Origin of the sequence: Promicromonospora sp. NPDC050262 (assembly GCF_040655935.1) — a bacterium.
GTDB lineage: Bacteria > Actinomycetota > Actinomycetes > Actinomycetales > Cellulomonadaceae > Promicromonospora.
The window spans coordinates 1-14,352 of sequence record NZ_JBFAKX010000013.1; the positions used below are offsets into that span (position 1 = coordinate 1).

At 67.1% G+C, this 14,352-nt stretch carries 9 protein-coding genes and 2 rRNA genes; 2 read left to right on the forward strand and 9 right to left on the reverse strand.

The genetic code is table 11. From position 1 onward, the window contains the following. Positions 1 to 20: 20 nt before the first annotated feature. The 7 genes from AB0I29_RS18915 to AB0I29_RS18945 all read right to left on the reverse strand — a co-directional run bounded on the left by AB0I29_RS18915 (position 21) and on the right by AB0I29_RS18945 (position 11,020). A 23S ribosomal RNA gene (locus AB0I29_RS18915) occupies positions 21 to 3,150 on the reverse strand. Positions 3,151 to 3,693: 543 nt separating this feature from the next. Further along, positions 3,694 to 5,216, reverse strand: a 16S ribosomal RNA gene (locus tag AB0I29_RS18920). The 16S and 23S rRNA genes sit together here, the layout of an rRNA operon. Positions 5,217 to 6,000: 784 nt before the next feature. Beyond that, complete coding sequence (gene glmS, locus AB0I29_RS18925) at positions 6,001 to 7,824, reverse strand: glutamine--fructose-6-phosphate transaminase (isomerizing) (protein ID WP_357484308.1); 1,824 nt, start codon at positions 7,822 to 7,824, stop codon at positions 6,001 to 6,003. A 59-nt stretch (positions 7,825 to 7,883) separates the two neighbouring features. Then, on the reverse strand, positions 7,884 to 8,147 hold the full coding sequence (locus tag AB0I29_RS18930; protein WP_285101660.1) for a hypothetical protein: 264 nt from the start codon (positions 8,145 to 8,147) through the stop codon (positions 7,884 to 7,886). A gap of 200 nt (positions 8,148 to 8,347) precedes the next feature. Further along, positions 8,348 to 9,607 (reverse strand): tyrosine--tRNA ligase, encoded by a 1,260-nt coding sequence (gene tyrS, locus AB0I29_RS18935; protein ID WP_357484311.1) that lies wholly within the window; start codon positions 9,605 to 9,607, stop codon positions 8,348 to 8,350. A gap of 120 nt (positions 9,608 to 9,727) precedes the next feature. Further along, positions 9,728 to 10,165, reverse strand: a complete 438-nt coding sequence (locus AB0I29_RS18940) for a VOC family protein (RefSeq protein WP_357484314.1) — start codon at positions 10,163 to 10,165, stop codon at positions 9,728 to 9,730. A 153-nt stretch (positions 10,166 to 10,318) separates the two neighbouring features. Next, positions 10,319 to 11,020 carry a YafY family protein gene (locus tag AB0I29_RS18945; protein WP_357484317.1) on the reverse strand — a complete coding sequence of 234 codons (702 nt, stop codon included), beginning with the start codon at positions 11,018 to 11,020 and terminating at the stop codon, positions 10,319 to 10,321. A 158-nt stretch (positions 11,021 to 11,178) separates the two neighbouring features. Between AB0I29_RS18945 and AB0I29_RS18950 the strand changes: the two genes are divergently transcribed. Continuing rightward, the gene (locus AB0I29_RS18950) at positions 11,179 to 11,772 is read left to right on the forward strand and encodes an extracellular solute-binding protein (protein ID WP_357484320.1); all 594 of its coding nucleotides are present in this window, start codon (positions 11,179 to 11,181) and stop codon (positions 11,770 to 11,772) included. After that, complete coding sequence (locus AB0I29_RS18955) at positions 11,769 to 12,641, forward strand: amidohydrolase family protein (protein ID WP_357484323.1); 873 nt, start codon at positions 11,769 to 11,771, stop codon at positions 12,639 to 12,641. Before AB0I29_RS18950 ends, AB0I29_RS18955 begins: the two co-directional genes overlap by 4 nt. Here the strand turns inward: AB0I29_RS18955 and AB0I29_RS18960 are convergent. Next, the gene (locus tag AB0I29_RS18960) at positions 12,631 to 13,902 is read right to left on the reverse strand and encodes a PP2C family protein-serine/threonine phosphatase (RefSeq protein ID WP_357484326.1); all 1,272 of its coding nucleotides are present in this window, start codon (positions 13,900 to 13,902) and stop codon (positions 12,631 to 12,633) included. The two genes, AB0I29_RS18955 and AB0I29_RS18960, sit on opposite strands and share 11 nt — an antisense overlap. Further along, positions 13,857 to 14,336, reverse strand: coding sequence for a hypothetical protein (locus tag AB0I29_RS18965; protein ID WP_357484329.1), 480 nt, complete (start codon positions 14,334 to 14,336; stop codon positions 13,857 to 13,859). Before AB0I29_RS18965 ends, AB0I29_RS18960 begins: the two co-directional genes overlap by 46 nt. Positions 14,337 to 14,352: the final 16 nt, after the last annotated feature.

The window sequence follows — 14,352 nt, forward strand, 5'->3', positions numbered from 1 at the left end:
TTTTGACTCGTGTGAGTGTGGTTGTGAAGTTATCGGCAGGTTAGTACCGGTCAGCTCCACAGGTCTTCAGTCCCTGCTTCCACATCCGGCCTATCAACCCAGTGGTCTGCTGGGTGCCTCTCACACACAAGGTGTATGGAAACCTCATCTCGAAGCAGGCTTCCCGCTTAGATGCTTTCAGCGGTTATCCCTTCCGAACGTAGCCAACCAGCCATGCTCCTGGCGGAACAACTGGCACACCAGAGGTTCGTCCGTCCCGGTCCTCTCGTACTAGGGACAGCCCTTCTCAAGTTTCCTACGCGCGCAGCGGATAGGGACCGAACTGTCTCACGACGTTCTAAACCCAGCTCGCGTACCGCTTTAATGGGCGAACAGCCCAACCCTTGGGACCTACTCCAGCCCCAGGATGCGACGAGCCGACATCGAGGTGCCAAACCATGCCGTCGATATGGACTCTTGGGCAAGATCAGCCTGTTATCCCCGGGGTACCTTTTATCCGTTGAGCGACGGCGCTTCCACAAGCCACCGCCGGATCACTAGTTCCGACTTTCGTCCCTGCTCGACCTGTCGGTCTCACAGTCAAGCTCCCTTGTGCACTTGCACTCGACACCTGATTACCAACCAGGCTGAGGGAACCTTTGAGCGCCTCCGTTACATTTTAGGAGGCAACCGCCCCAGTTAAACTACCCACCAGGCACTGTCCCTGATCCGGATCACGGACCGAGGTTAGACATCCGAAGCGATCAGAGTGGTATTTCAACAATGACTCCACCCGAGCTGGCGCCCGAGCTTCACAGTCTCCCACCTATCCTACACAAACCGCACCGAACACCAATACCAAGCTATAGTAAAGGTCCCGGGGTCTTTCCGTCCTGCTGCGCGTAACGAGCATCTTTACTCGTAGTGCAATTTCGCCGAGTTCGCGGTTGAGACAGCGGAGAAGTCGTTACGCCATTCGTGCAGGTCGGAACTTACCCGACAAGGAATTTCGCTACCTTAGGATGGTTATAGTTACCACCGCCGTTTACTGGGGCTTAAATTCTGGGCTTCGCCGAAGCTAACCCGTCCTCTTAACCTTCCAGCACCGGGCAGGCGTCAGTCCGTATACATCGTCTTGCGACTTCGCACGGACCTGTGTTTTTAGTAAACAGTCGCTTCTCCCTGGTCTCTGCGGCCCTCCCCGCGTCCCCCAGCAAGTGGGTTAACGGTTCAGGCCCCCCTTCTCCCGAAGTTACGGGGGCATTTTGCCGAGTTCCTTAACCACGATTCTCTCGATCGCCTTAGTATTCTCTACCTGACCACCTGAGTCGGTTTAGGGTACGGGCGGCTAGTCCCTCGCGTCGAGGCTTTTCTAGGCAGCATAGGATCACCAGATTCCCGCATACACGGTCACTATCAGCTCTCACCCTCAATGACACCCGGATTTGCCTAGGTGTCGGGCTACAACCTTGGACGTGGACAACCATCGCCACGCCTGGCTACCTTCCTGCGTCACCCCTGTTAACACGCTTACCTACTACCGGATCAGGTCCCACGCCTCCCCAACGGTCCGGTCCGAAGACCAGTGTGCTGGATTGGGATGGTTAGTATCACCGGACTCGGTATGGGCGGTACTTCGCCGGTAGGAGAATATCAACTCCTTGTCCATCGACTACGCCTGTCGGCCTCGCCTTAGGTCCCGACTTACCCAGGGCGGATGAACCTGGCCCTGGAACCCTTGGTCATTCGGCGGACGGGATTCACACCCGTCATTCGCTACTCATGCCTGCATTCTCACTCGTGTAGGCTCCACCGCTGGATCACTCCGCGACTTCACTGCCCACACGACGCTCCCCTACCCACCCACACACCTGAACACACACCACAAGGGCGCATGCTGGGCTTGCGATCAAACGCAATGTGAGTGCCACGGCTTCGGCGGTGTGCTTGAGCCCCGCTACATTGTCGGCGCGGAATCACTTGACCAGTGAGCTATTACGCACTCTTTCAAGGGTGGCTGCTTCTAAGCCAACCTCCTGGTTGTCTGTGCAACTCCACATCCTTTCCCACTGAGCACACGCTTAGGGGCCTTAGCCGGTGATCTGGGCTGTTTCCCTCTCGACCACGGAGCTTATCCCCCGCAGTCTCACTGCCGCGCTTGCACTTACCGGCATTCGGAGTTTGGCTGACGTCAGTAACCTGGTGAGGCCCATTAGCCATCCAGTAGCTCTACCTCCGGCAAGAAACACGCGACGCTGCACCTAAATGCATTTCGGGGAGAACCAGCTATCACGAAGTTTGATTGGCCTTTCACCCCTAACCACAGGTCATCCCCCAGGTTTTCAACCCTGGTGGGTTCGGTCCTCCACGCCGTCTTACCGGCGCTTCAACCTGCCCATGGCTAGATCACTTCGCTTCGGGTCTAGACCCGGCGACTATAAACGCCCTATTCGGACTCGCTTTCGCTACGGATACCCCACACGGGTTAACCTCGCCACCGAGCACTAACTCGCAGGCTCATTCTTCAAAAGGCACGCCGTCACCCCTACCAAGGAGGCTCCGACGGATTGTAGGCACACGGTTTCAGGTACTATTTCACTCCCCTCCCGGGGTACTTTTCACCTTTCCCTCACGGTACTTGTCCGCTATCGGTCACTAGGTAGTATTTAGGCTTAGCAAGTGGTCTTGCCAGATTCACACGAGATTTCACGGGCCCCGTGCTACTTGGGATCCCCTCCACCAGGCCGCATCATTTCGTCTACGGGACTCCCACCCACTACGGTCCGGTATTCAACCCGGTTCGACTATGACACGACTTTCTTACTGGCCGGAAGACTGTCAGATCTTCCCGGAAGGTCCCACAACCCCGCACACGCAACGCCTGACAGCTTGACACGCATACGGTTTGGCCTCATCCGCTTTCGCTCGCCACTACTCACGGAATATCTCTTCCTGTCGGTACTGAGATGTTTCACTTCCCGACGTTCCCTCCACACGCCCTATACATTCAGGCGCGGGTAACCGAACATGACTTCGGCTGGGTTCCCCCATTCGGAGACCCTCGGATCACAGCTTGTCTGCCAACTCCCCGAGGATTATCGCAGGCTACAACGTCCTTCTTCGGCTCCTAGTGCCAAGGCATCCACCAATGTGCCCTTAAAAACTTCAGCAACACTACAATCACAGAAACCAAGACAACATGCCCCACAACAACCAACCGAACAAGAGCGAACCCTCACCGGCGATCATCACAGAGCAGTCTTGGAAAAATTCAAAGATGCTCGCGTCCACTATGCAGTTCTCAAGCAACGGACGAACCCACCCAGGCAATCCGCACACGCCAACACCGGCAAGCCGGCTGGTCCGCGTACAACCCAGTGACCCGTGTCCTTCCAGAAACACCCAACCCTCCACACCCGCACCCACCGGTTCGAAGAACCACCAGGAGCGCAGCATGAGGCGGCCGGTTGCCTCAGGACCCAACAGTGTGCTTGGCAAGCCCCGCCGGCGTCGACCCCCACGTTCCAACCAGTGACAAGCACCGGCGTACTAGCGTTGGCCACCACCGAAGGCGACTCTTCGTCAATGTTCCACCCATGAGCAACCACCCCAGACGCGTACGGCCTGAGCATGGCCTCTGCCACCAGCACCCACCACCCACAGGGCGGCACGGCATCCCCGGTGTCCGGGGCCTGATGGAGATGAGCTCCTTAGAAAGGAGGTGATCCAGCCGCACCTTCCGGTACGGCTACCTTGTTACGACTTAGTCCCAATCGCCAGTCCCACCTTCGACCACTCCCTCCCACAAGGGGTTAGGCCGTGAGCTTCGGGTGTTACCAACTTTCGTGACTTGACGGGCGGTGTGTACAAGGCCCGGGAACGTATTCACCGCAGCGTTGCTGATCTGCGATTACTAGCGACTCCGACTTCACGGGGTCGAGTTGCAGACCCCGATCCGAACTGAGACCGGCTTTTTGGGATTCGCTCCACCTCACGGTATCGCAGCCCTCTGTACCGGCCATTGTAGCATGCGTGAAGCCCAAGACATAAGGGGCATGATGATTTGACGTCATCCCCACCTTCCTCCGAGTTGACCCCGGCAGTCTCCCATGAGTCCCCGGCATAACCCGCTGGCAACATAGGATAAGGGTTGCGCTCGTTGCGGGACTTAACCCAACATCTCACGACACGAGCTGACGACAACCATGCACCACCTGTGTACGAGTGTCCAAAGAGAACCCCATCTCTGGGGCTTTCTCGTACATGTCAAGCCTTGGTAAGGTTCTTCGCGTTGCATCGAATTAATCCGCATGCTCCGCCGCTTGTGCGGGCCCCCGTCAATTCCTTTGAGTTTTAGCCTTGCGGCCGTACTCCCCAGGCGGGGCACTTAATGCGTTAGCTGCGGCACAGAACCAGTGGAACTGGCCCCACACCTAGTGCCCAACGTTTACGGCATGGACTACCAGGGTATCTAATCCTGTTCGCTCCCCATGCTTTCGCTCCTCAGCGTCAGTAACTGCCCAGAGACCTGCCTTCGCCATCGGTGTTCCTCCTGATATCTGCGCATTCCACCGCTACACCAGGAATTCCAGTCTCCCCTACAGCACTCTAGTCTGCCCGTACCCGATGCAAGCCCACAGTTGAGCCATGGGATTTCACACCAGACGCGACAGACCGCCTACGAGCTCTTTACGCCCAATAATTCCGGACAACGCTTGCGCCCTACGTATTACCGCGGCTGCTGGCACGTAGTTAGCCGGCGCTTCTTCTGCAGGTACCGTCACTCTCGCTTCTTCCCTGCTGAAAGAGGTTTACAACCCGAAGGCCGTCATCCCTCACGTGGCGTCGCTGCATCAGGCTTTCGCCCATTGTGCAATATTCCCCACTGCTGCCTCCCGTAGGAGTCTGGGCCGTGTCTCAGTCCCAGTGTGGCCGGTCGCCCTCTCAGGCCGGCTACCCGTCGACGCCTTGGTAGGCCATTACCCCACCAACAAGCTGATAGGCCGCGAGCCCATCCCCCACCGAAAAACTTTCCAACACCCACCATGCGGCAGATGCTCATATCCGGTATTAGACCCCGTTTCCAAGGCTTATCCCGAAGTGGGGGGCAGGTTGCTCACGTGTTACTCACCCGTTCGCCACTGATCCACCCAGCAAGCTGGGCTTCACCGTTCGACTTGCATGTGTTAAGCACGCCACCAGCGTTCGTCCTGAGCCAGGATCAAACTCTCCGTAAAAGAGAAACATCCACACCCACCCACAAAGGGCGAGCGCGAACAATGATACTGGCCAGACCAAAACCAAACTGGTTAATTGATCCGATCCAAAAACAACCCCCACCGATCCCGACCACACCACCATGCTGGTGATACGACCCGAAACGTGAGAGTCAAATAATTGGCATTGACTATCAAGCACACTGTTGAGTTCTCAAACAACCGACGCACACCGTCAGAGCCGCGACCTTCTCGTTCGCTTCCCTGTCCGGGGCAGTTCCTCAAACTTACCAGGCCCTTTCGGACTTTTCCAAATCCCCGCCGGCCGCAGTGGCCGAGAGAATTCTTCGAGCAACCGAAGGAATTCTGATCCCATTTTTCGCCGACCATGAAAGGCATAAACCTTGATGATCCGCAGAGGAAGGGAACCATCCGAAGCGGACCGCAGTACGAACCGCGCCATCCCCGTTCGGAGGCAACCTCTGTAACTTACCCTACCACGCTCCCCGGCGCAAGCATCCTGGTCAGGATCACTGCAACGAGGCGCCAGTCGGCAAGCCCAACCCAGAACCGAAGCGCACAAAGCCACCTCGAAGATCTGGGATGGTTCCCGCCCCGGGACCGGCCAGTCACGCTCTTCGCGCTCCCTGTCCGTCTCTCCCTGCCGGGCGAACAACGGGAACAGTACACAGCGATCGGTGTCCACGCAAAATCAGCGTGCGCGCGACGTGCGCGGCGGTGCGCGGGGCCCGTCTCACCGACGTCACCGGCGGCGACACGGGCGCCCGCACACGCGGAACCGGCGTCACTCCACGGTGACGGACTTCGCCAGGTTCCGCGGCTTGTCCACGTCGTGCCCCAGGGAGAGCGCAGCGTGGTAGGCCAGCAGCTGCAGCGGCACGGTCAGGAGCAGCGGGTCGAGCTCGCGCTCGTTGCGCGGCACGTCGATGCGCTCCGCCCGCAGCTCGCCCAGGTCCACGCCTTCGTGCGTGACGACCACGAGGGGGCCGCCGCGCGCGGCGATCTCGTGCAGCGCGGCCACGTTCCGGTCGGTCAGCTCGTCGTCCGGCACGATCGCGACCGTCGGCACCTCGGGCGAGATGAGCGCCAGCGGTCCGTGCTTCAGCTCGGACATCTGGTACGCCTCGGCGTGCCGGTAGCTGATCTCCTTGAACTTCTGCGCGCCCTCGCGCGCCACCGGGTATCCCCGCACCCGGCCCACGAAGAACAGGCTCTCGGCCGCGGCGAGCGCCTTCGCGGCCTGCGCGATCCGCTCCTCGCCGTCGAGCACCTGCTCGATCTGAGCCGGCAGGCTCTGCAGCCCGGCCACGAGGCGGCGCCCGTCCGCGACCGAGAGGTCGCGCACCCGCCCGAGCTGGAGGGCCAGCAGGGCGAAGCCCACGAACATCGTAGTGAGCGCCTTGGTGGAGGCGACCGCGATCTCGGGTCCCGCGTGCAGGTAGATCCCGCCGTCGCAGGCCCGGGCGATCGCGGAGCCGACGACGTTGACCAGGCCGATGACCCGGCCGCCCTTGCGCTTGATCTCCTCGACCGCGAGCAGCGTGTCGATGGTCTCGCCGGACTGGCTCACCGCCACGTACAGGGTGTCGGGCTCGATGACGGGGTCGCGGTAACGGAACTCGCTGGCAGCCTCGGCGTCGGCGGGGACGCGGGCCAGCTCCTCGACGAGCGACGCGCCCATCTGTCCCACGTAGTACGCCGAGCCGCAGCCCAGGATCTTGACGCGGCGGACGGCGCGCAGGGCGCGGGCGTCCATCTCGAGCCCGCCCAGGTGGGCGGTCGCGAACCGCTCGTCCAGCCGGCCCCGCAGCGCGCGCTCCACGCTGGCCGGCTGCTCCAGCATCTCCGTGTACATGCGCGGGCGGCCGTCGATCTGGCCGTGCTCGTAGGCGCTGGGGTCGACGTCGACCTCGCGCGCCGTGGTCTGCGTGCGCGTCAGGTCCCGGCGGAACGTGGTGAAACCCGCCGCCGTGACGGTGGCCAGCTCGCCGTCGGCCAGGTGCGCCACCGTGGTGGTGTGGCGCACGAGGGCGGCCAGGTCGGAGGCCACGAACATCTCCTTCTCCCCCACGCCGACCAGCAGGGGGCTGCCGTTGCGCGCCACCACCACCCGGTCCGGGAAGTCCGCGTGGACGACGGCGAGCCCGTAGGTGCCCTCGACGGCGTCGAGCGCGTCGATCACCTTGCCCTCCAGCGTGTCCGCGGCGGACAGGGCGACGAGGTGGGCGAACACCTCCGTGTCGGTGTCGCTCGCGAGCTCCACGCCCTGGCCGGTGAGCCGGGCGCGCAGTGCGGCGGCGTTGTCGATGATGCCGTTGTGCACCACCGCTACCGTGCCGGTCGCGTCCGTGTGCGGGTGGGCGTTCACGTCGGTCGCGGGGCCGTGGGTCGCCCACCGGGTGTGGCCGATCCCCACGCGTCCGGTCATCCGCTTGGGCAGCACCTCGGCGAGGTCCCGGACCCGGCCGGCACGCTTGGTGACCTTGAGCTGGGAGCCGACGACGGCGACGCCCGCCGAGTCGTACCCCCGGTGCTCCAGCCGGCCGAGGGCCTCGACGAGCAGGGGGGCGGCGTTCTGGCCGCCGACGTAACCGACGATTCCACACATGATGGTGCTCCTTCAGGAGTACGGAGGGGCGGGCGGCGCGGCCCGCGGGAGGCGCCGGCTCAGCCGTAGATCATCCGGCGCAGCTGTCGCTCGCTGAGCTGCGGTGCCGCGACGACCCGCTGCTCCAGCTCGGCGGCGATGCGCGCGAAGATCTCGGGGTTCTTCGCGCCGTGGGTCTTCAGCTCGGCGTGCCGGCGCCGGACGACGTCCTCCACCGGTTCGGCGAAGTACGCGACGACGTCGCCGACCACGCGCGCCGCCTCGGCGGGCGTGAGTCCGGTGGTCGCCGCCACCTGGGCGACGAGATCGGGAGACGTCCTCATGCCGCTGAGCGTGGCCCATCCGAGCGGGTAACGACAACTTCTTGCCCGGAATCGGGCAAGATCCGGCTCCGCAGGAGACCAGAGGCGGGCGAAAAGTGTCCGGGCAGACGAAACGGCGGCCGCCCGCTGGTGAGCGGGCGGCCGCCGTCGTGCTCCGGACGTGCCGGTGGAGCGGCCGGGTGGAACCGTCGGTCAGGCGGTCACTCCGAGGCGGCGACCGCCAGGGTCTTCTTGCCCCGGCGCAGCACGGCGTACCGCCCGTGGAGCAGGTCCTCGCCGGCGAGCGCGGCGTCGTCCGACGTCACCTTCACGTTGTTCACGTAGGCGCCGCCCTCCGCGATCGCGCGCCGCGCGGCGCCCTTGGACGCCACGAGCCCCGAGCCCACCAGCAGGTCGGCGACCAGGTCGCCGGCCTTGGCCGTCACGCGCGGCAGCTCGGCCACCGCACCCGCGAGCGTCCGGGCGTCTAGGTCGTCGAGCGAGCCGCGGCCGAACAGCGCCTGGCTCGCCGCGATGACCGCCTCGGTCGCCCCGGCGCCGTGAACCAGGGTGGTCACGTCACCCGCGAGCGCCTTCTGGGCCTCCCGCGCGAACGGCCGCTCGGCCACCTCGCGCTCGAGCTCCGCGATCTCCTCGCGCGACCGGAACGTGAACACCTTGAGGTAGTTCACGACGTCGGCGTCGGCCTGGTTGAGCCAGAACTGGTAGAAGGCGTAGGGGCTGGTCATCTCCGGGTCGAGCCAGACGGAGCCGCCCTCGGACTTGCCGAACTTGGTCCCGTCGGCCTTGGTGATGAGCGGCGTGGTGAGCGCGTGCGCGCTCACGCCCTCGGCCTTGCGGATCAGCTCGACGCCGGCCAGCAGGTTGCCCCACTGGTCGTTGCCGCCGAGCTGCAGGGTGATGCCGTGCCGCCGGTACAGCTCGCGGTAGTCCATGCCCTGCAGCACCTGGTAGCTGAACTCGGTGAAGCTGATGCCCTCGTCCGAGGCGAGCCGCCGGGCCACGATGTCCTTGGACAGCATGGTGCCCATCCGGAAGTGTTTGCCGATGTCGCGCAGGAACTCGATCGCGGACATCGGAGCGGTCCAGTCGAGGTTGTTCACCATGCGCGCGGCGTTGGCGCCCTCGAAGGACAGGTGCGGCTCGATCTGGGCGCGGATGCGCTCCACCCAGCCGGCGACCACCTCGGGCGAGTTGAGCGTGCGCTCGCCCGAGTCGCGGGGGTCGCCGATGAGGCCCGTCGCGCCGCCGACCAGCAGGTAGGGCCGGTGGCCGGCGTCCTGCAGCCTGCGTGCCGTGAGGATCTGGACGAGGTTGCCGATGTGCAGCGACGGGGCCGTGGGGTCGAAGCCCACGTAATAGTCCACGGTGCCCTCCGACAGTGCAGAACGCAGCGCGGCCTCGTCGGTGGACTGTGCCACCAGGCCTCGCCATTGCAGCTCGTCGAGGATGTCGGTCACCGTGGGTGCTCCTTGCTTTCGTGGGACTGCTTCGTGGCGCGCGGCCCGGGCGGGCCGCTCGCCGGGCTCGTCGTGGGCCCGCACGTCATAGTCTGCCCGACGGCGGCGCGGGGCTCGCCCTCATTCCATCCCGCTGCGTTCCGTCCCGCTGCGTTCCGTCCCGCTGCGCTCGCGCGCCTCCGGGCTCACGGGCGTGAACAGGTTCACCAGGGTGCCGTCGGGGTCGCGGACGAGCAGCGAGCGGTTGCCCCACGGCATGGTGGTCGGCGGGGTCACGGTCTCGACCGTGTCGCCGAGCCCGGCGAACAGGGCGTCCACGTCGTCGACGAGGAACTCCACGATCGCCGTGCGATTGGCCGCCGGGGCCGCGGAGCCGGGGCCGAAGAGCTGGACCGTCCGCGTGCTGCCGATGGCGAGGGTGCCCCGGTCGGTGCGTAGCTCGGCGAAGTCGGGCGACGGCCGCTGCGCCGCGGTGCCGGTGACGCGTTCGTAGAAGGCCGTCAGCCGGTCGACGTCGTCGGTGATGAGGCGTACGGAGGCGAGGGTGGCGTGGTGCATGGTGATGGACCTCCAGGTCGCGGGGGGGGGGGGGGGCGGGGGGGGGCCCCCCCCCCCCCCCCCCCCCCCGCGACCAGCCTCCGCCCGCCGCGCGACACCCCTGTGTCGGTGTTTCCGCGCCTGTGTCTCCGCAGTGGACCGGGGAGCGCGCGGTCAGCCCAGGAGCGTCAGGGTGCGCAGGTCACCGTCGGGCACCTGGACGTCCTCCGGCCGGACCACCCGCCGGGGTGCGCGCTCGCTGGTGGCCGTGACCCGGTCGACGCGGTCGAGGCGGAAGGCGCGGATCCCGTCGCGCAGCCGGCACCAGGCCAGCAGGTACCACGCCGTGGACGACCCGACGAAGCCGAGCGGCTCGACGTCGCGCGTGGTCGCGACGCCCGCCCGGTCGGTATACCGCAGGCGCAGGACGCGGCGTGCTGAGATCGCGTCGGTGAGGACGGCGGGGACCGGTGGCACCTGCGGCGGCGCCCCGAGGAGGTGCACGCGTCCGGCGAGGTCGTGAGCGGCGGTCGCGTCGTCGTCCCGCATGGCCGCGAGGATCTTGCGGAGCGCCGTCGCGCCCGCGCCCGCGAACGGCGTCCCGGCCAGGCCGCCGAGCGCGACGGCGACGGCGACCGCCTCGTCGGGGCTGAAGTTCACCGGCGGGAGCGTCCGTGCGCGGTCGAGGCAGTAGCCCCCGGTGCGGCCCGGCTCGGCCCAGACGGGCACACCGGTCTGCTGCAGCGCGCTGATGTCGCGCTCGATGGTCCGCCGGCTGACCTCGAACCGATCTGCCAGCCACGACGCGCTCCGCGGACGCGGCGAGACGGCCCGCAGCTCCTCGACGATCGCGTACATGCGGTCGGTCCGGTTCACCCCGCGAGCCTATGCGGCGTGGGACGGGACCCACCTTCTTCCCAATCCAACGATTATCGATTACTCTCCCCGAGACGTCACTCCACAGTCGTAGGCCGTACGCCCAGGCCAACGCACAGCACCCCCTGGAACGCTGCGGCAACCCGAGAGGATCAACGATGATCAAGCACCGCACCCTGGCGAGCGTGGGCACGCTCACGGCGGCCGCCCTCACCCTCGCCGGCGCCGAGGGCGTGGCCGCCGCCCTGCCCCGGCTGCTGACCGCGGGCGACGCGCCCGACGTCGTGCAGTCGATGCCGCCCACGGTCGACCTGGCGCCCGAGCTGGTGGACCTGTCGCAGTACGACTGGGCCACCGGCGGCCCCCTGGCCGACCAGTACTCGATCGACGGCAAGTACTACATGGCCGGCATCGGCTTCCAGCTGCAGAGCCTGTGGTTCTACAACAAGACCGCCTTCGAGGAGGCGGGCATCACCGAGACGCCGGGCACCGTGGAGGAGCTCACCGCCGCGCTCGGCAAGCTCAAGGACGCCGGCTGGACCCCGATCCAGACGGGCGGCGACTGGATGACCAGCCACTCCCTGCAGGCGGCGGCGCGGTACCCGCTGCGGGTCGCGGGGGTCGAGGCCGTCGTGGTGGGGGCGCGCACCCCGGCCGAGGTCGGCGTCTTCGCCGACGCCGCGGCGGCCGACGTGCCCGAGGACCTGTGGGCCGCGCTCGACGCCGCGCGGTCCGCACCGGCACCGGCATGAGCGCGGGCCTCTCCTCGGGCGGGGCGGTTCCGGACGGGATCGTCGACGCGCACGTGCACCTCTGGGACACCGGCGCGATGCGGATCTCCTGGTTCGCCGAGCGCCTGGGCCTGCCGCGGCGCGTCGGCCCGGACGACCTGGCCCGCGCCACGGCGACGTCCCCGGTACCCGTGCGCGCCGCCGTCGCCGTCCAGGCCGCGGACACCGAGGGCGAGGCACGCTGGCTCGCCGCCTGGGCCGCCGCGCACGGCCCGCTGCCCGGGCCGGTGGTGCTCCAGTACGACGCCCGCCCCGGCGACCCGGCCGCCTGGGCGGGCATGGCCCAACCGCTGCTCGACGACGGCGTTCCCGTCGCCGGCGTCCGGCTCGCCGTGCCGGGCGGGGCCGCCGACCTGTCCGACGTCGCCGGGCTGGACGCCCTGTGCGCCGGGCTCGCCGGCACGGGACGGCTGCTGGAGACGCTCGTGCGCCCCGAGCAGCTCCCCGCCGTCGCGGCCCTGGCCGACCGCCACCCGGCGCTCGACGTCGTCGTCTGCCACCTGGGTCTCGGTACCGGGGCGCCCGACGAGGCGTGGCGCGCCGCGCTGGCGGACGTCGCCGCGCGGCCGCGCGTGCACGCCAAGCTCTCCGGCCTCCACACGGCGGGCCCGGACGACGCCGGCCGGGTCGCACTGATCGCCCGCGCCGCCGTCGACCTGCTCGGGCCGGGGCGTCTGCTGTTCGGCAGCGACTGGCCGGTGTCCGCCCGGGTCGCGCCGTACGCGGAGGTCGTCGGGCGCACCGCCCGCGCGCTCCCCCGGCTCGACGACGCCGCGGTGTCGGCCCTGTGGTCGGGTACCGCCGCGCGCCTCTACGGGATCACCGGTTGACGGGAGCGCCCGGCCGGGCGCTGCACCGCACCATCACGATCGCGACGTCGTCGTCGGCCGTGACGGAGAGCATGCCGCTCAGGGCCGTCTCGACGACGGTCCCCAGGTCCGCGGTCTGCGTTCCCTCGAGCACCTCGGCGAGCTTGTCCAGGCGGGCGCGCAGGCGGTCGTCCCGCGTCTCGATCAGGCCGTCGGTGTAGAGCACCAGCGTGTCACCAGGCCGGAGGTCGGTCACGTGGTCGCGGCGCAGGGTCCCCGGATCCATGCCGAGCAGCAGGTCGTTGCGGATCCGCAGGACCTCCGTCGTGCCGTCGGCCCGGACCAGGATCGGTGGCAGGTGACCCGCGCTGGACCAGCGCACCGTGCGGGCCTCGTCCCCGCCCGGCCGGGCCGGCCGCTCGACGCACGCCACCAGTGCGGTGGCCGTGGCGGAGCTTCCCAGGGCGAGGCCGTCGATGGCGGCGTCGACCCGCTCCAGCACCCGTGCGGGCGTCTCCTGGCTGTCGTACCCGATGGCCCGCACGAGCGACCTGATCTGCCCCATCGCCACGGCGGCGTCCAGGTCGTGCCCGATCACGTCGCCGATCACCACGGTGGTCGCGCCGTCGCGCCGCGTGAACGCGTCGTACCAGTCGCCGCCGATGTTCCGCTCGACGGCGGCGGGCTGGTAGTGCACGACCACCTCCAGGTCGTCCAGGCGCGGCGGGTCGGTCAGCACGGCCCGCTGCAGCGCCAGGGACACCTCGGAGGCCCGGGCCCGCTCCTCCTCGGAGTGCACGGCCCTCAGCCGCAGCGCGTCGTCCTGCACCCGGCGGCGGACGACGTCGCGCAGCGCGGAGGTGACCGTGGTCGACAGGACCACCATGAAGCGGGCATGGTCCGCGTCCCACGGCCGTGCCGCGGTGCCGCGCAGGACGAGCGCGGCGATGACGCCGCTGCCCTGGCCGGACCGCACGGGCTTGACCACCGTGCCCGGGACCACCTGACGCCGACCGGAGCGCAGTGCCCGGACGACCAGGCGCAGCTCGCTGGGCTCCGGCTCGTCCCCGGCCTCCAGGACCACCTCGGGACCGCTCGCGGCGTAGAGGGCGACCCGGGCGACGTCCGGGCTCGCCGCCAGCAGGCCGATCACGGGCTGGGCGAAGGTCCGCAGGTCGGTGAACGTGCCGGGCAGGACGCCGTGCACCTCACCCAGCAGGGCCAGCCGCCGCTGGTTCACGACCGCGCGCGTGGTCTCGGTCGCGATGTCCAGCACGCCCACGACGCGCCCGTCGTCGTCCAGCAGCGGGCTGTAGGAGAAGGTGAAGTAGGTCTCCTCGGCGTACCCGACCGGTTCATCAGCAGGTACAGGTCCTCGTTGAGCGTCGGCTTCCCCGTGGCCAGCACCGTGTCGAACAGCGGACCGATGTCGTCCCAGATCTCGGCCCACACGACCCGGGCCGACGCACCCAGTGCGGCGGGGTGCTTGGCCGTGCCGAGCATGTCCCGGTAGCCGTCGTTGTAGATCAGCGTCAGGTCCGGGCCCCAGACCATCATCACGGGGAACCGCGTGGAGAAGCACAGCCGCACGGCATGCCGCAGGGACTCCGGCCACGTGCTGGGCGGACCGAGCGGCGTGGCCTCCCACGCGACGGTCCGGGCCTCGTGGCCGACGGCGCTGCGTGCCGTCGCCTCCTCGAACCACCCCGATCTCACATGCGAATCGTAACGA